Genomic DNA, 17,073 nt, shown 5'->3' with positions numbered 1-17,073 from the left:
GTCACGCCCACAGGTGGGGGCCTATACCGCCAGCGCCCTCTCCAGATCCACCTGCAGGTCCCCCAATTCTTCAACACCCACGCTCAGCCTTACCAGCGCATCGCTGATCCCCAGCTGCTCCCGCCGCGCCACCGGGATCGACGCATGCGTCATCACCGCCGGGTGGTTGACCAGGCTTTCCACGCCGCCCAGCGACTCGGCCAGGGTGAACAGCTCGGTCTTCTCGCAGAAGCGCTTGGCCGCCTCGAACCCGCCCTTGAGCACGATCGAGACGATGCCGCCGTAGCCGGCCATCTGCTTGCCGGCCAGCTCATGCTGCGGGTGAGACGGCAGGCCCGGGTAGATCACCTTCTCCACCGCCGGGTGCTTTTCCAGCCACTGGGCCAGCGCCAGCGCGTTGGCGCAGTGCGCCTTCATGCGCAGCGGCAGGGTCTTCAGGCCACGCAGGGCCAGGAAGCTGTCGAACGGGCCCTGCACGCCACCCACCGAGTTCTGCAGGAAGGCCATCTGCTCGGCCAGTTCGGCGTTGTCGCCGACCACGACCATGCCGCCGACCATGTCCGAGTGGCCATTGAGGTACTTGGTGGCCGAATGCAGGACCAGGTCCGCGCCCAGTTCCAGCGGACGCTGCAGCATCGGCGAAGCGAAAGTGTTGTCGACCACCACGATCAGGCCATGGCGCTTGGCGATGGCGGCGACCGCGGCGATGTCGACGATCTTCAGCATCGGGTTGGTCGGGGTCTCGATCCACACCATCTTCGTCTTCGACGTGATGGAGGCTTCAAATGCAGCCAGATCGGTCAGGTCGACGAAGCTGAAATCCAGCCCGGCGGTGCGGCGACGCACGCGCTCGAACAGGCGGAAGCTGCCGCCGTAGATGTCATCCATCGCCACCACGTGGCTGCCGGCGTCCAGCAGCTCGATCACGGTCGAGCTGGCCGCCATGCCCGAGGCGAAGGCGAAACCACGGGTGCCGCCTTCCAGCGAGGCCACGCAGCGCTCATAGGCGAAGCGGGTCGGGTTGTGCGTACGCGAGTACTCGAAGCCCTGATGCTCGCCCGGGCTGGACTGGGCATAGGTCGAGGTGGCGTAGATCGGCGGCATCACCGCGCCAGTGCTGGGATCGGGCGACTGGCCGCCGTGGATGGCCAGCGTGGCCAGGGCCAGCGCGCGGTCGGGCGAAGAGGAGTTGGACATGTCGTTTCCTGAATGGCGCCGACGTGCGGCGCCGTCAAAGGATCGGGAGTCTATCAGCGCAGCCTTAACAAGCTTTGACGCAAATAAACCGGAATTCAGTGGCGATCTGCAGTGATCAGCGGCTTACTGCACGCGACGGCGCAGATAGTTCAGCAGGTCGATGCGGGTGATCAGGCCGAGGAAGGCGTCACCGTCCATCACGATCGCCACCTGGCCACGGTCGAACACCGGCAGCAGGGCCTCGATCGGCGACTTCACGTCCAGCCGGTCCAGCTTGCTGACCATCGCGGTGGCGACGGTGTCGCGGAAGCGCGCTTCATCGCCATAGACATGCAGCAGCACGTCGCTTTCGTCGACGATGCCGACCAGCTGCTCACCGTCCATCACCGGCAGCTGCGAGACGTCGTACAGCTTCATGCGCTGGTAGGCGGTGGTCAGCAGGTCGTTCGGGCCGATCACCACGGTGTCGCGCTGGCCATACGGGCGCAGGATCAGGTCGCGCAGGTCGCCGTGCTGCGGGCGCTGCAGGAAACCGTTGTCCAGCATCCAGTAGTCGTTGTACATCTTCGACAGGTACTTGTTGCCGGTGTCCGGCACCAGCACCAGCACCTTCTTCGGCGTGGTCTGCTCGCGGCAGTACTTCAGGCCGGCGGCCAGCAGGGTGCCGGTGGACGAACCACCCAGGATGCCCTCCTTGCCCAGCAGCTCGCGCGCGGTGTGGAAGCTCTCGGCATCGCTGATGGCATAGGCCTTGGTGACACGGCTGAAGTCGGAGATCGACGGCAGGAAGTCCTCGCCGATGCCTTCCACCAGCCAGCTGCCCGACTTGTCGTTGAGCACACCGTCGTTGATGTACTCGGCCAGGATCGAGCCGACCGGATCGGCCAGCACCAGCTCGGTCTTCGGCGACAGCTTGGCGAACGCGCGCGACAGGCCGGTCATGGTGCCGGAGCTGCCGCAGCCGAACACGATGGCGTCGAGATCACCGCCCATCTGCTCGAGGATTTCCGGGCCGGTGCCGAACTCATGCGCGGCCGGGTTGTCCGGGTTGCCGAACTGGTTGATGAAGTAGGCGCCCGGGGTCTGCTCGGCAATGGTCTTGGCCAGGTCCTGGTAGTACTCGGGGTGGCCCTTGGCGACGTCCGAACGGGTCAGGCGCACTTCGGCGCCCATCGCCTTCAGGTTGAAGATCTTTTCCCGGCTCATCTTGTCGGGAACGACCAGGATCAGCTTGTAGCCCTTCTGTTGGGCCACCAGGGCCAGGCCGAGGCCGGTGTTGCCGGCCGTGCCCTCGACCAGGGTCGCGCCCGGCTTCAGGTCACCCCGCTGCTCCGCCGCCTCGATCATCGACAGGCCGATGCGATCCTTGATCGATCCGCCCGGGTTGGCGCTCTCGAGCTTCAGGTAGAGCTCGCAGACGCCGGTGTCCAGGCGCTGGGCCTTGACGATCGGGGTCTGGCCGATGAGTTCGAGGACGGAAGAATGGATGGGCATTCGGAGGACTTTCGATTCGCGCCACGCAGGGCCGGACCGATGATTATCCGACGGATGGCGCTGATTGTCAGGTCGGTGCAGGCATGCCGCCCGCCTGCCCCATAAAGGGATGCGGGCGGCCCCGGATCGACGAGGAGACCGGTACCGCCCGCATCGGTGAGTTGTGCCTGCAGGCCAAGGCACCACCGCCTGTGGTGCCTTGGCGCGGCCGCCTCATCGGCGGTGCCGCGATGCCGGGGCAGGAACGCCCGGCGGGGCCATCGATGGCCGGGTCACGCCGTTCCGGGCGCGACGGGGTGCGTCAAAGCGTGGGGGACGTCGTTGGGAGCGGTGTTTCGTACATTCGCAGAAGTCGTTGCTTGGCCAGCAGCTTCTCACGCTTCATGCGACCCAGGGTGACATCATCGATCGGGAGTACACCCAACTCCGCGTCCATGCACTTCTTGTTCAACTTGCGGTGCTGGTCATGGAGTGCCCTGAACTCCGGATCACGCGCGCGACGGGCGTCGATCTCGCTCTGGGGCTGATCTTCAAACATGATGGACCTCCTTCGACAGATACACGAACGCCCCGGCCGCAAGGCACGGGGCGTTGTTCATGGAGGAGCGCCGGTCGATGGCCACCTGGACGCCTGCAACGACCTGCGGCACTGGCCTGCGCACGTCGATCTGCTGCGGTTCGCGCCCTGCTTGCATCGGCCCGGCCCTCCCATCGTCCGGTCCGCGGCATTGCGTCCCGGACGATTGACCCTACGCCTGCTCAAGGCGGGGTACAAGGCCCCTGCGTCAAAAAGACCGAACCCCGCCGGGGCGGGGTTCAGGCTGAATGCTCATCGCAACGAAAAACAAACAATATCAATGCATTACGGGGCGATGATGACCTCGGCCGAGCGCGCCCGGGTGGAGGCGGCCTTCTTGCCACTGACCTGGATCCGGTTGCTGGCGACACCGGCGGCGACCAGGGCATCGCGCAGCGCTTCGGCACGCTTCTGGCCCACGCCATTGGCGTTGTCGTAGGCCTCGATGCGCAGGCGGCCCTTCTTGCCGATGTTCAGGTACTCGGCCAGTGCCTTGGCCTGGTTGCGGGCGCCGCCGGACAGGCTGGAGGCACCTGCGGCGAACGCGTCACCATTGAAGGTGAAGACTTCGCCACGTCCATCGAACTTCGAACCCGGCAGCTTCTGCCCGGACACCAGTTCGGCTTCCTCGCGGGCCAGCTTGGCGGCGTTCTGCTGGGCGGCACTGAGGCGCTGCTGCTGCTTGCCGGCCACGCTGGTCAGGGCGTTCTCGGCGTCCTGGCGGGCCAGGGTCTCGGCTTCGGCCGCCTGGCGCAGGCGTTCGGCCTCCTCCGCCTGCATCTGCGCCTGCATGCGCAGCTGCTCGGCTTCCTGGCGGGCACGGGCGGCGTCGCGGCGGCTGGCTTCGATCAGCAGGTCGCTGCGGGTACGCTCCAGGCGGTCGACCTCGCGCGCGGCCATCGCGGTGCGCACGGCGGTCTCGGCAATCTCCACCCGGCGCTCGGCCAGGTAGGTGGCCAGCTCCTGGTCGCGGCGCTTGGCCTTGTCCAGGGTTGCGATCGCCTGCTGCGCCTGCATGCGCTCGAAGGCGCCCAGCTCAGCGGTGTCTGGGTTGGCCTGGATGGCCATCAAGCGCTGGCTCAGCTGCGCCACCATCGGGTTCTCGGCGGCCATGGCCAGGGTCGGCAGCGCCAACAGCGCGGCCAGGGTTGCAGCGGTCATCGGCTTCACCGGCGATCCTCCCCGGTCGACAGCTGGCGTTGCAGCTGGTTGACCTCGTTGCGGCGCAGCTGCAGCTGCGCGGTGACGGTGGCTTCCTCACTGCGGACGCGGGCCAGGTCGGCATCGGCGGCAGCGCGCAGGGCCATCGCCGGGGCGTTCTTGCGCTCGCGGCGGTCGCCGGCGGCGCGCTGGGCCTGTTCCAGCCCCTGCCGGGCCAGCCCGATCAGGTCCGGGGCGTACTGGTCGGCATCGGCCTGGGTGGCCTTGTCGACCGCCTGCCGGGCCTGGGCCAGTTCCAGGGCAGCGTCCTGCGCCCAGGCGGGGGCAGACAGTGCGAATGCAAACGCCATCACATACAGGCCATGGCGCATTCGTGCGAAGCTAAGTCGTTTCATTGGGGAGGCCGTACCGGTTGTCGGTTCACGGCCATTGTCGTCAAGCCGACACCGTGCTGGCAACGGGCGTCGGCCGTTTCGTTGGGGAAAATTCGCAATGGATATCGGCTACTTCCTGAAGCTGATGACCGAAAAGAACGCTTCGGACATGTTTCTGACCACCGGGGCACCGGTCTACATCAAGATCGAGGGGAAGCTTTATCCGCTGGGCAACACCGGCCTGCCGCCGGGCATGGTCAAGAAGATCGCCTACTCGCTGATGGACGAAGGCCAGGTGCCGCAGTTCGAGCGCGAGCTGGAGCTCAACATGGCCATCGCCCTGCCCGATGCCGGGCGCTTCCGCGTCAACGTGTTCAAGCAGCGGGGTGAAGTCGGCATGGTCATCCGCGCCATCCGCAGCCGCATCCCGAGCATCGAGGAGCTGAACCTTCCGCAGGTGCTGAAGGACGTCATCATGACCCCACGCGGGCTGGTGCTGGTGGTGGGGTCCACCGGTTCCGGCAAGTCCACCTCGCTGGCGTCGATGATCGACCACCGCAACAGCACCACCACCGGTCACATCCTCACCATCGAGGACCCGATCGAGTACCTGCACAAGCACAAGATGTCGATCGTCAACCAGCGCGAGGTCGGGCTGGATACCCATGCCTTCCACAACGCGCTGAAGAACGCCATGCGTGAAGCGCCGGACGTGATCCTGATCGGCGAAATCCTGGATGCGGAAACGATGGAGGCGGCGATCGCCTTCGCCGAAACCGGCCACCTGTGCCTGGCCACACTGCACTCCAACAACGCCGACCAGACCATCGAGCGCATCCTCAACTTCTTCCCGGAAAGCGCGCACAAGAACGTGCTGATGAACCTGGCGCTGAACCTGCGCGCGGTGATCAGCCAGCGCCTGGTGAAGAACAAGGAGGGCCGCCGGCTGCCAGCCACCGAGGTGCTGATCAACACGCCGATGATCCGTGACCTGCTGCGTCGCGGCCAGGTGCACGAGATCAAGGCGGCGATGGAAGGCTCGCTGGAGGAAGGCATGGAGAGCTTCGACCAGTGCCTGTTCCGGCTGGCCAAGGCCGGCATCATCGAGCAGGAGGAAGCGCTGCGCGCGGCCGACTCGCGCGATGGCCTGGCCCTGAAGTTCCGCCTGTCCGAGGGCAGCAGCGGCGAGCACGACCCGTACGCCGATTTCTCGGCAGGCGCGCCCAGCATCACCCACGGCTTCTGACCGCACGAAAAAGGGGACGGAGGGGATTAAGTCGTATATGCACTTGCGACGTCGCTCCCTCCGCCCCCTCTTCTGAAGCGTTCAGGGGCGGTCTCATCCAATGAGACCTCTCATCCGTAGGTTTCCTCAATGGAAACCATCCGCAAGCTGGCCATTCTGGCCGACGCCGCCAAATACGACGCCTCCTGCGCCTCCAGCGGTTCGGGCAAGCGCGATTCTCGCGCCAGTGGCGGTATCGGCAGCACCGAAGGCATGGGCATCTGCCACAGCTACACACCCGATGGCCGCTGCGTTTCGTTGCTGAAGATCCTGCTGACCAACTTCTGCATCTACGACTGCGCTTATTGCGTGAACCGGGTTTCCAGCAACGTGCCCCGAGCACGTTTCAGCGTGGACGAGGTGGTCGCGCTCACCCTGGACTTCTACAAGCGCAACTACATTGAGGGCCTGTTCCTGTCCAGCGGGATCATCCGCAATGCGGACTACACCATGGAACAGATGGTGGAGGTTGCCCGGCAGCTGCGCGAAGAACACCGTTACGCCGGCTACATCCACCTCAAGACCATTCCCGAGGCCTCGCCGGAACTGCTGGCCAGTGCCGGGCGCTATTCCGACCGCTTGTCCATCAACGTGGAACTGCCGACCGAAGCCGGCCTGAGCGCCTTGGCGCCCGAGAAGACGGTGCATTCGATCCGCGGCGCGATGGGCGAACTGCGCTGGCGCATCGAGGAAGCCAAGGAGGCACGCAAGGCCCCCGCCGCGGTGGCGCCGACGGCAAGCCGCAGCGCACGCCCGCGCCCTCCCCGTTTCGCACCGGCCGGACAGAGCACGCAGATGATCGTCGGCGCGGACGGGGCAAACGACCAGCAGATCCTGGCAAGCGCCGAGAGTCTGTACGGCAACTACCGCATGCGCCGGGTGTATTACTCCGCGTTCAGCCCGATTCCGGACGCCAGCCGGCAGCTGCCACTGCAGCCACCGCCGTTGCAGCGCGAACACCGCCTTTACCAGGCTGACTGGCTGCTGCGCTTCTACGGGTACGGTGTGGATGAGATTACCGATACCACCCAGGACGGCATGCTCGATCTGGACATCGACCCGAAGATGGCCTGGGCGATCCGCCATCCCGAGCGCTTTCCCGTGGACCTCAACCGCGCACCGAAGGAAATGCTGCTTCGCGTACCCGGGCTGGGCGTGCGCAACGTAAAACGGCTGCTGATGGCGCGCCGCCACGCGCGGCTGCGCGTGGCCGACATCGCGCGCCTGAAGGCACCGATGAGCAAGCTGCTCCCGTTCGTGCTGCTGGCTGACCATCATCCGCGCAAGGCGCTGGACGATCCGGCGGCGCTACGCGCGCAGCTGGCCCCGCCCCCGCGACAGGGTTCGCTGTTCGATGCACCGTCCGCGGCCTGACGCGCAGCGCTGGTCGCTGCGGGTGGATCCGCCATGGTCGCTGGAGGCCTGGCGCAACGGTGCGCGTGAAGCCCTGCTGCGCGACGTCGCGCCGGAGCAGCTGGACTGGCTGGAGGGCAGCGACGCATCACTGCTGGATGCGCCCGCGGTCACCTCGGCGCCTGTGCAGGCCGATGCTGGCGCACCGAACGTACCGCGCGACTTCCTGGAGCTGGCGGCCACCTGCCTGTGTCATCGCGACGGGCAGCGCATGGCCCTCCTGTACCGGTTGCTGTGGCGCATCACCCATGGCGAACGCTCGGTGCTGTCAAACCCCGCCGATGCCGACGTACTGCGGGCGATGGCCATGGCCCAGACGGTCCGCCGTGACACGCACAAGATGAAGGCATTCGTGCGCTTCCGCGAGGTGCCTGGCCAGCCTGATGCGTTCATCGCCTGGTTCGAGCCACAGCACCACATTGTCGATCGGGTCGCGCCGTTCTTCGCGCGCCGCTTCACCGGCATGCGCTGGGCCATTCTCACGCCTTCGCGCAGCGTCGCCTGGGATGGACAGGCGCTTGCCTTCGGCCCCGGCGCACGGCGCGAGGATGCCCCGGCCGAGGACGCACGCGAGTCGCTGTGGCAGACCTACTACGCGAGCATCTTCAATCCGGCACGGCTCAACACACGGATGATGATGCAGGAGATGCCGGCAAAGTACTGGCGCCACCTGCCTGAAGCACAATTGCTGCCACGCCTGGTGAGGGACGCGTCCGACCGCGTGCAGGAAATGCATGACCGTCCCGCGCAGGCACCGCAGCGCCGGATTCCTCTGCGAGCGAACGCTGCGACATCGGCGACCGATGCAAGCAGCCTGGAGAATCTGCGCGGACAGGCCGGCGCCTGCCGCCAGTGCCCGCTCTGGGAGCAGGCCACGCAGACCGTGTTCGGGCAGGGGCCGGCAGGCGCCGAGGTGATGCTGGTCGGAGAACAACCTGGCGATACCGAGGACCTGCGCGGACAGCCGTTCGCAGGACCTGCCGGCCAGGTGCTGGACCGCGCACTGGCGGAACTGGGAATCGATCGCGCCCAGCTATACCTCACCAACGCGGTGAAGCACTTCCACCATGAACGGCGCGGCAAGGTGCGGCTGCACAAGCGGCCGGAGAGCCGCCACGTCCAGGCCTGCCGCCCTTGGCTGATGGGTGAGATCGCACGCGTGCGGCCGCAGGTGATTGTGTGCCTCGGCGCGACAGCAGCAGCCTCGGTATTCGGTCGTGATTTCAACCTCTCACGCGACCGCGGGCGCTGGCACACCCTCGAGGACGGCACGCGCGGCTACGCCACGGTGCACCCGGCATGGGTGTTGCGGCAGACCAACGATGCGCGGCGCGAGGATGCCTACCGGCTGTTCCGCGATGACCTGGCCCGATTGCAGCAGAAAGGGGACGGAGGGGATTAAGTCGTAAGTGCATATACGACTTAATCCCCTCCGTCCCCTTTTTCTTTCAGGCGGCGTCGCGCTGGTTTTCCGGCCGGGCGCGGTCGAAGGCGTCCAGTACCTGGCACGCCGCTTCGATGCGGCGCAGGGTCGGGTACGGCGTCAGGTCCAGGCCGAAGCGGTGTGCGTTGTACAGCTGCGGCAGCAGGCAGATGTCGGCCAGTCCGGGGCGGTCGCCGTGGCAGAACGTGCCGGTGTCACTGCTGTTGGCCAGCAGAGCTTCCATTGCCTGGAAGCCCTCGGCGATCCAGTGCAGGGTCCACTGCGCGCGGGCATCGGCCGGCAGCTTCAGGCTGCGCTCCAGGTACTGCATCACCCGCAGGTTGTTGATCGGGTGGATATCGCAGGCCACCAGCTGGGCCAGTGCACGCACCCGCGCGCGGCCGGCGGCGTCGGCCGGCAGCAGCGGTACCTGTGGGAAGCGCTCGTCCAGGTATTCCACGATCGCCAGCGACTGGGTCAGCGCGTGCCCCTCGTGCAACAGGGTCGGCACCAGCTGCTGCGGATTGAGCGCGCGATAGGCGTCCAGGTGCTGCTCGCCGCCTTCGCGCACCAGATGCACCGGCCGCGCCTCCCAGGCCAGACCCTTCAGCTCCAGGCCGATGCGTACGCGGTACGCGGCGCTGGATCGCCAGTAGGTGTACAGCACGATGCCGTCGTCGACCGGGATGTCCATCGCCGCCTCCATGCTCAGGGCTTGGCCGCCTGTTCGATGCGCTGCTCGATCGCACCGAAGATGCTGTTGCCCGCGGCATCGAGCATCTCGATGCGGACCACATCGCCGAAAGACATGAACGGCGTGCTCGGCTTGCCGTCACGCAGGGTTTCGACCACGCGCTGCTCGGCGAAGCACGATGCGCCCTTGCTGGTGTCCTCGTTGGCGATGGTGCCCGAGCCGACGATGGTGCCGGCGCCCAGCGGACGGGTCTTGGCCGCATGCGCGACCAGCTGGGCGAAGTTGAACTGCATGTCCACGCCCGCCTCCGGCGCACCGAACCACTGGCCGTTGATGTGGGTCAGCAGCGGCAGGTGCACCTTGCTGTCCTGCCATGCAGCGCCCAGTTCGTCGGGAGTGACGAACACCGGCGACAGCGCCGAGCGCGGCTTGGACTGCAGGAAGCCGAAGCCCTTGGCCAGCTCGCCCGGGATCAGGTTGCGCAGCGAGACATCGTTGACCAGGCCGACCAGTTGAATGTGGCCCGCCGCCTGTTCCGGGGTGGCCGCCATCGGCACATCGTCGGTGATCACCACGATCTCCGCTTCCAGGTCGATGCCGTAGTCCTCGCTGACCACCTTGACCGCGTCGCGCGGGCCGTAGAAGCCTGCGCTGGTGGCCTGGTACATCAGCGGATCGGTGTAGAAGCTCTCCGGCACCTCGGCGCCACGGGCACGGCGCACGCGCTCGACATGCGGCAGGTAGGCACTGCCATCGACGAACTCATAGGCGCGCGGCATCGGCGCGGCCAGTGCCTGCGGGTCGAGGTCGAACACGCCATCGGCATCGCCAGCGTTGAGCGATTCGTACAGGGCGTTCAGGCGCGGCGCGATGTGGCTCCAGTCCTCCAGGGCCTGCTGCAGTGTGGCGGCAATGCCGGTGGCGCGCACGCCGTGGCGCAGGTCACGCGAGACGACGATCAGGGTGCCGTCGCGGCCGCCTTCCTTCAAAGAACCAAGCTTCATGGGTGGGTGTCCGGAGTCGTGGGCAAACAAGTTTCAAGTGTAATCAAATCTGCGGCGACGCCAAGCTGCAGCGCGGCATCGTCCCACCCTACCGCAGGAGGGGGTTCGGCAGGGCTTGCAGCCCTGCACCTGCTTCAAGCCAAGGCAACAGCCGACGCAACAGCAACAGCGGACATTCCGTGGGATGGCGGGGTCCTGTGGGTTTGCGGGGACGCCGTAAACCCATCCATGGGGGCTTGGTCGCGGCATCCATGCCGCTCACACCCCCTCAACCGGACCCACCCCGCCAACCCTCAGGAAGCCAGCTTTTGACGTTGACGTTGACGTGGCTCTGGCCTCCGCGGGTGCAGGGCTGCAAGCCCTGCAGAGACCCCCCTACCTGAACAGGCCTTTTTGCGCGAAGTCTCGAACATCGTTTAGACTTGCAGGGTCTGCAGCGGCCGTCCGTTTCCCTCCGGGATCGCCGGCGACCAGGGTCCGCCCTCTTCGCCCGCCCCCACTCCGACGCCGTTCGTCACGCATTCCAGCCTGCGCTTCGTGCCGGCTGCACCCAATTCTCGCAGCGCGGTTCACGGGAACGCTCCGAGTCAGCCGATCAGTTTGATCTGCCCCCGTCTGTCCGTTCGGACAGGCGTTTCTTGTACTTGGAGCAAACTCAATGTCTTTTGAATCGCTGGGCCTGGCGCCCTTCCTGCTGCGCGCGCTCGCCGAGCAGGGCTACGAAAACCCGACCCCGATCCAGCAGCAGGCGATCCCGCTGGCGCTGGCCGGTCGCGACCTGCTGGCCGGCGCACAGACCGGTACCGGCAAGACCGCTGCGTTCGGCCTGCCGCTGCTGCAGCACCTGGGCACCGCCTCGCAGGAAGTGCGCGCCGGCCCGCGCAAGCCGCGCGCGCTGATCCTGGCCCCGACCCGCGAGCTGGCGACCCAGGTGCATGACAGCCTGCGTGGTTACAGCAAGTACCTGCGCATCCCCAGCGCCTGCATCTACGGCGGCGTCGGCATGGGCAACCAGCTGGACATCCTGCGCCGTGGCGTGGACCTGCTGGTGGCCTGCCCGGGCCGACTGATCGACCACCTTGAGCGCCGCAGCGTCGACCTGTCCGGCATCGAAGTGCTGATCCTGGACGAAGCCGACCGCATGCTCGACATGGGCTTCCTGCCGTCGATCAAGCGCATCCTGGCCAAGCTGCCGAAGCAGAACCGCCAGACCCTGCTGTTCTCGGCCACCTTCGAGGACAACATCCGCCAGCTGGCGCTGGAGTTCATGCGCAACCCGGAACAGATCCAGGTGACGCCGAAGAACACCGTGGCCGAGACCATCACCCACCGCGTGCACCCGGTCGATGGCAGCCGCAAGCGCGACCTGCTGCTGCACCTGCTGGCGCAGGACAGCCGCGAGCAGACCCTGGTCTTCGCCCGTACCAAGCACGGCAGCGACAAGCTGGCCACGTTCCTGGAAAAGTCCGGCATCAAGACCGCGGCGATCCACGGCAACAAGAGCCAGGGCCAGCGCCTGCGTGCACTGGGTGACTTCAAGGCCGGCCGCGTGACCGTGCTGGTGGCCACCGACATCGCCGCGCGTGGCATCGACATCAATGAGCTGCCGAAGGTCATCAACTTCGACCTGCCGATGGTGGCCGAGGACTACGTGCACCGCATCGGCCGTACCGGCCGTAACGGTGCCACCGGCCAGGCGATTTCGCTGGTGGCGCAGGACGAAGTGAAGCTGCTGCGCGCGATCACCCGCCTGCTGGGCCGCGACATGGACATCCGCGATGTGCCGGGCTTCGAGCTGCAGACGCCGATCCGCTGGGGCAACAGTGCGCCGGGCAAGGCCGAGCACGATACCGGCGAGCGCGCACCGCGCAAGAGCCACGCGCGCCGTCCGCACGGCGATGCGCCGCGCCATGCGCATGCCGGCCCGAAGAAGGCCGGTGGCGGCCGTCGCGAGGGTGGTGGCAATGGCCAGCAGCGTGCAGGCGCAGGCGCCGGTCAGGGCCAGCGTCGTGGCGGTGGCGGCAATGGTGGCGGCCGTGGCCGCGGCCAGGGTGGCAACGGCGGCGGTCGCGCCGGCTGATCCTCCGCACCTGCAACGCACAAAGGGGCGCAGCGCAAGCTGCGCCTTTTTTTCTGCGCGTCAGGAATCAGGCACTTCCTGAATGTAGCGATACCCGCTGTCAACGCCGTCATGGGCGACGTATACGTCGCGTGAAATTTCGCTAGACTCGGCCGGCGACATGACGTCGCAGCCGGGCCACGTCCCTGCACGTCCCGGTCTGGATGGCTATCTGATTAAGGACAAGCATGATGCGCAAGATTTTCCTGGTATCCACGCTGCTGCTCAGCGCTCCACTGACTGCCATGGCCAGCGACGGCATGAGCTACACGTACGTGGAAGGCGGCTGGAACCAGCTCCAGATCAGCTCCAATGCCCTCAACGATCCAAAGGCCGATGGTGGCTATGTACGTGGCTCCTTCGCCATCGCCGAACAGGTCAACGTGTTCGGTGGCTGGTCGCGCGTGACCGATACCACCCGCTACGCCTACTCCAGCGTCAAGACCACATTCGACCAACCCCACCTGGGCATTGGCTACCACATGCCGATCAGCGACCGGCTGGACTTCACCGCCGACCTGGCATGGAACCGCCGCAGCGGCAAGGACGAAGTCAGCTTCGATGGCGTGACCTACACCAACAAGGCATCCGTCAATACCGCCGTCGGCAATGTCGGTCTTCGCGGCAAGCCTTCGGCAAAGACCGAAGCGTGGATCAAAGCAGGCTACATCGACGGAAACAACAACTTCGACGGCACCTGGACGGGCACCATCGGTGGCCAGGTCAGCTTCAACCGCACCTGGGGCGTGGTTGCCGAAGGCCAGTTCTACGACGACTTCGCCGAGTACCGCCTGGGCGTTCGCGCAAGCTTCTGATCGAAGCCTTTGTTCATCCGGTGACTGCACGGACTGGCGCTGCGGCATGGGCCGGCAATTCACCGCGCTCCCGCTTCACACAAGGACTTGAACGATGCGCAAGATGCTCCTGCCAACCTGCCTGCTGCTGGCAGCACCGCTGCTGGCGTCGGCCAGCGATGAGCTCAGCTACACCTATGTGGAGGGTGGCTGGAACCGACTGAAGCTCGATGCCGGTAACGCCGCTGACTTCACCACAGATGGCGGCTATGCCCGCGGTTCGTTCGCGGTCACACCACAGTTCCATGTAATCGCCGGCGCGTCACGCGTCAGCGGAAGTGACCGCCGGGGCGCTGCGCGGGTAAAAACCACGCTCGACGTTCCGTACCTGGGCTTGGGATATCACGCACCGATCAGCGACCGTCTGGACTTCACCAGCGAGTTTGCCTGGAATCACCGTTCGGCGACGTCGGACTACCGCCTCGGCGATGCACGTTCCCGCCAGACCTCTCGATTCAACGAGGTAGTGGGCATGGTGGGTGTGCGCGGCAGGTTCACCGAGCAGATCGAAGGCTGGCTGAAGGGCGGCTACGCCAATGGCGGTGACGGGCAGGATGCCCGCTGGTACGGCGTGGTGGGCGGACAGCTGAACATCACCGATAGGTGGGGGGTGGTACTGGAAGGCCAGTTCGACAAGGACACATCCGAGTACAGGGCGGGCGTACGCGCCAGCTTCTAGTTGCTGCCCGCTGTGCGGGGGCGTGGCCTAGGAACGTTGTCTACGCCTCGCCCCTCTTTTGCCAGTTGTCCGCATGGTCTTGGAGTGAACGGTTGACGCGGCGCAGGCGCAGGAGCGTGGAGCCTGCGCCAAACGCCTCAACCCCGCGCTTTACTCGGATTCACCAGATTCCCGAAGAAGATCGCGTTGATCAGCAGCCGATCCGTGCCGTGCCAGTACTTGCGATGCGCCGGATCATCGGCAAACAGCACCACGTTGCCCTGCCCCTGCGCCGACACCAGCAGCCACGCGCTGCCTGCCACCCGCGTACGATTGCGCTCGGACAGATAGCCATTCACCCGCGGCGGGGCGTCGATGCGTACCACCGTCGAGAACGGGTTCGTGCTCGGCTGCAGCGTCACCGTGTTCTCCTTGTTGATCGCCAATTGCCGGCGCGGCACGCCGAATGCCAGCGGATGGCTGGTATCCACGTCGGCACTGAGGATGTTGCCACTGACCCGCTCGATCGCAGCGATGTCGCGCTGATCGCCGAACGCGCGACGGCTCTCGTCAGCTGCATCTTCTTCCTTGCCGAGCACCTCGCCGTCGGCGAGCTTCTGTTCGATCGCCCACTTCGAGGCACTGCCGTAGGTCACCAGTGAACCACCGGCCTGCACCCAGCGCTTCAGTGCAGCCACAGCCGTGGCATCGACGCCGGTGTAGGTACCACCGGACAGCACGATGGTGGTGTAGCGGTCCAGCGGCACCTTGCCCAGCTGCTGCGGGTCCAGTTTGCTGGCCGGCAGGTGCAGCTGCTGGTCGAGCAGGAACCACGCCGATCCGATTTCGGTGGCGGCCACGCCCTCGCCCATCACCAGTGCCACCGCAGGCTTGCGCAGCGCTTTGACACCGTCACTGCCGAGGTCGATGCCCTCGCGGCTGCGGCCGCTGGACAGCGCGTGCACCTGCACGCCGGCAGCGCGCGCGGCAGACGTCACTGCTTCAAGCAACGCCGTGCCCTGCAGTGATTGCCCGGCCACCGGAATCACCAGGCTGCCGGCGGCGAAGCTGACCTCGCCCTGCGTGGTCGCGGTGGTGAACGGCTGGAATGCCGCGCGTACATTCACGCCCTTTTCCTGCAGCGCGGCCAGCGCGCGCCCGGCGTTGTAGTCGCGCCAGTCGATCGCATAGGCGAATCCGGCCTGGCCGCCCAGCACGGCCCCCTGCTCCGCCGGCAGCACGGTCACGCGTGCACCGCCGTCGACACGGCTGCGGCTACCGGCGAAGGCCACGCCGTAGGCCGGTGCGATCGCGTAGCTGGTGCTGCCGTAGAACACATCGCCCTTGATCGGTGGCGTCTCGGCAAAGATCGAATGCACCAGGCGGAACTGCGCCTGCTGCACCGGCACCACGTAGGTGCTGCCGGCATCGAAGCGCTGGCCATCGACAGTGACGGCACGATCCAGCGCGCGCACCTCGATGCGATGCAGCAGCAACAGTTCAAGCAGGCGACGGGTCAGTGCCGGGTCATGCGCATCACCGAACACGAAACTCTTCACCGGCTGCTGTGCGGCCTGCTTCAGTGCACTCTGGAAGAACTGCTTCTGCAGGTCGAACAGGCCGCTGCGCTCGGTCACTGCACCGCGCACGGTACCCAGACCGGTGGCGACCTGGTTGCGGATGGTGAACGGGAACGTCAGCAGGCCATTCACCGATTCCTGCACGCGGCCGCGCGAGCTGGCCTGCTCGACGGTAACGCCGACAGCACCATGGAAGTCCGGATAGGTAGAGCCGTACACCGGCGAGAAGTTGTCGAAATTCTCGCCGGTGTAGTACAGCGACCCCAGCGCATCCAGCGCCTGCGCGTGGTACTTGGCCAGGGTCTTGTTGAACTCGTACGACGCCGGCGGAATCAGCGGGCTGTGCATGCTCTTCGGCGAGGGCTCGAAGTAGTAGGTGCTGTCCTTGCCCATCTCGTGGAAGTCGATCTGCACGTTGGGATACCACTGGTGGAACACCTCCACCTTCGGCCGCGAGTCCTGCTGGGTCAGGGCCAGCCAGTCGCGGTTGAGATCGGTGAAGTAGTGGTTGGTACGGCCCGGCGGGAACGGTTCGACGTGTTCCTTGTCGGCCGGGTCGGCCGAGGCCGGATCGGAGGCCCACGCGTTATGCCAGTTGGCGGCGCGATCGCGGCCGTCCGGATTCTGCGCCGGGTCGAACAGCACCACCGCCTGCTGCAGCCACTGCTGGGTTTCGGCGCTGCGATTGGCCACCAGGTAGTAGGCGGTCAGCATCGCCGCTTCGGCACTGGAGGTCTCGTTGCCATGTACGCTGTAGCCCAGCCACACGACCACCGGGCTGTCGCCCGCCGCACTGCGTGGCTGCGCCGGATCGGCCAGGGTCGCGTGCTGCTGGCGGATCTGCTCCAACCGCGCGTGGTTGCCTGCGGCAGTGACCGTGGCGATCAGCAGCGGGCGGCCCTCATAGCTGCGGCCGATCTCGCGCACGCTGATCTTGTCCGAGTGTCTGGCCAGTTCCTGGAAGTACGCCACCAGCTGGTCGTGCCGGGTGTAACAGCTGCCGATCGGATAGCCGAGGAACTGCTCCGGCGTGGGCACGGCCGCATCGAACACCGCTGCGTCGGTGGCCTGCGGGAAGAAGTACGCGCTCTGCGCCTGCGCCGGCTGCGGCGAGGACAGTACGGCGGCGACGGCAAGAAGCAACGGAAGAACGGCACGGCGATGCAAGGACACGGTGACTCCCCTGGAACACAACGGCAGACGGTCGCGCGGCCGGTCCCTACAGGTGACCGGCCGCGGC

At 66.4% G+C, this 17,073-nt stretch carries 14 protein-coding genes; 6 read left to right on the top strand and 8 right to left on the bottom strand.

Going from position 1 to position 17,073, the window contains the following annotated elements; translation table 11 throughout:
* Window positions 1-21: 21 nt before the first annotated feature.
* The 5 genes from EGM71_RS02600 to EGM71_RS02580 form a co-directional block, all read right to left on the bottom strand.
* Window positions 22-1,197 (bottom strand): cystathionine gamma-synthase, encoded by a 1,176-nt coding sequence (locus EGM71_RS02600; RefSeq protein WP_188487630.1) that lies wholly within the window; start codon window positions 1,195-1,197, stop codon window positions 22-24.
* A gap of 123 nt (window positions 1,198-1,320) precedes the next feature.
* On the bottom strand, window positions 1,321-2,691 hold the full coding sequence (locus tag EGM71_RS02595; RefSeq protein ID WP_075675449.1) for a pyridoxal-phosphate dependent enzyme: 1,371 nt from the start codon (window positions 2,689-2,691) through the stop codon (window positions 1,321-1,323).
* Between the two features lie 301 nt (window positions 2,692-2,992).
* Entirely contained in the window at window positions 2,993-3,229 is a 237-nt protein-coding gene (locus EGM71_RS02590) for a YdcH family protein (RefSeq protein WP_005407964.1), read from the bottom strand.
* A gap of 324 nt (window positions 3,230-3,553) precedes the next feature.
* Window positions 3,554-4,438 (bottom strand): hypothetical protein, encoded by an 885-nt coding sequence (locus EGM71_RS02585; protein WP_188487628.1) that lies wholly within the window; start codon window positions 4,436-4,438, stop codon window positions 3,554-3,556.
* Entirely contained in the window at window positions 4,435-4,800 is a 366-nt protein-coding gene (locus EGM71_RS02580) for a DUF4398 domain-containing protein (protein ID WP_005415160.1), read from the bottom strand. Before EGM71_RS02580 ends, EGM71_RS02585 begins: the two co-directional genes overlap by 4 nt.
* A gap of 121 nt (window positions 4,801-4,921) precedes the next feature.
* Here EGM71_RS02580 and EGM71_RS02575 point away from each other — a divergent pair, with 121 nt between their 5' ends.
* The 3 genes from EGM71_RS02575 to EGM71_RS02565 all read left to right on the top strand — a co-directional run bounded on the left by EGM71_RS02575 (window position 4,922) and on the right by EGM71_RS02565 (window position 8,903).
* Window positions 4,922-6,049, top strand: a complete 1,128-nt coding sequence (locus EGM71_RS02575; RefSeq protein ID WP_014645840.1) for a PilT/PilU family type 4a pilus ATPase — start codon at window positions 4,922-4,924, stop codon at window positions 6,047-6,049.
* Between the two features lie 129 nt (window positions 6,050-6,178).
* A complete protein-coding gene (locus tag EGM71_RS02570) occupies window positions 6,179-7,462 on the top strand; it encodes a putative DNA modification/repair radical SAM protein (protein WP_188487626.1) in 1,284 nt (427 codons plus the stop codon).
* Complete coding sequence (locus EGM71_RS02565; RefSeq protein WP_188487624.1) at window positions 7,443-8,903, top strand: UdgX family uracil-DNA binding protein; 1,461 nt, start codon at window positions 7,443-7,445, stop codon at window positions 8,901-8,903. Before EGM71_RS02570 ends, EGM71_RS02565 begins: the two co-directional genes overlap by 20 nt.
* Before the next feature lie 46 nt (window positions 8,904-8,949).
* Here EGM71_RS02565 and maiA read toward each other — a convergent pair whose 3' ends face one another.
* Both maiA and EGM71_RS02555 read right to left on the bottom strand, forming a co-directional pair.
* Window positions 8,950-9,618 (bottom strand): maleylacetoacetate isomerase, encoded by a 669-nt coding sequence (gene maiA / locus EGM71_RS02560; protein ID WP_188487623.1) that lies wholly within the window; start codon window positions 9,616-9,618, stop codon window positions 8,950-8,952.
* 14 nt (window positions 9,619-9,632) lie between these two features.
* Window positions 9,633-10,622 carry a fumarylacetoacetate hydrolase family protein gene (locus tag EGM71_RS02555; protein WP_065179110.1) on the bottom strand — a complete coding sequence of 330 codons (990 nt, stop codon included), beginning with the start codon at window positions 10,620-10,622 and terminating at the stop codon, window positions 9,633-9,635.
* 658 nt (window positions 10,623-11,280) lie between these two features.
* Here EGM71_RS02555 and EGM71_RS02550 point away from each other — a divergent pair.
* The 3 genes from EGM71_RS02550 (at window position 11,281) to EGM71_RS02540 (ending at window position 14,274) form a co-directional block, all read left to right on the top strand.
* A complete protein-coding gene (locus tag EGM71_RS02550; RefSeq protein WP_094000509.1) occupies window positions 11,281-12,702 on the top strand; it encodes a DEAD/DEAH box helicase in 1,422 nt (473 codons plus the stop codon).
* A 230-nt stretch (window positions 12,703-12,932) separates the two neighbouring features.
* The gene (locus EGM71_RS02545; protein WP_188487621.1) at window positions 12,933-13,556 is read left to right on the top strand and encodes a hypothetical protein; all 624 of its coding nucleotides are present in this window, start codon (window positions 12,933-12,935) and stop codon (window positions 13,554-13,556) included.
* A gap of 94 nt (window positions 13,557-13,650) precedes the next feature.
* Window positions 13,651-14,274 carry an outer membrane beta-barrel protein gene (locus tag EGM71_RS02540; RefSeq protein WP_188487619.1) on the top strand — a complete coding sequence of 208 codons (624 nt, stop codon included), beginning with the start codon at window positions 13,651-13,653 and terminating at the stop codon, window positions 14,272-14,274.
* Window positions 14,275-14,411: 137 nt separating this feature from the next.
* Here the strand turns inward: EGM71_RS02540 and EGM71_RS02535 are convergent, their stop codons facing one another.
* Entirely contained in the window at window positions 14,412-17,006 is a 2,595-nt protein-coding gene (locus EGM71_RS02535; RefSeq protein WP_188487617.1) for a M14 family zinc carboxypeptidase, read from the bottom strand.
* Window positions 17,007-17,073: the final 67 nt, after the last annotated feature.

Origin of the sequence: Stenotrophomonas maltophilia (assembly GCF_006970445.1) — a bacterium.
GTDB classification, from domain to species: domain Bacteria; phylum Pseudomonadota; class Gammaproteobacteria; order Xanthomonadales; family Xanthomonadaceae; genus Stenotrophomonas; species Stenotrophomonas maltophilia_AU.
The sequence above is the reverse complement of the archived record's forward strand: the minus strand, read 5'-3'. Positions and strand labels throughout refer to the sequence as shown.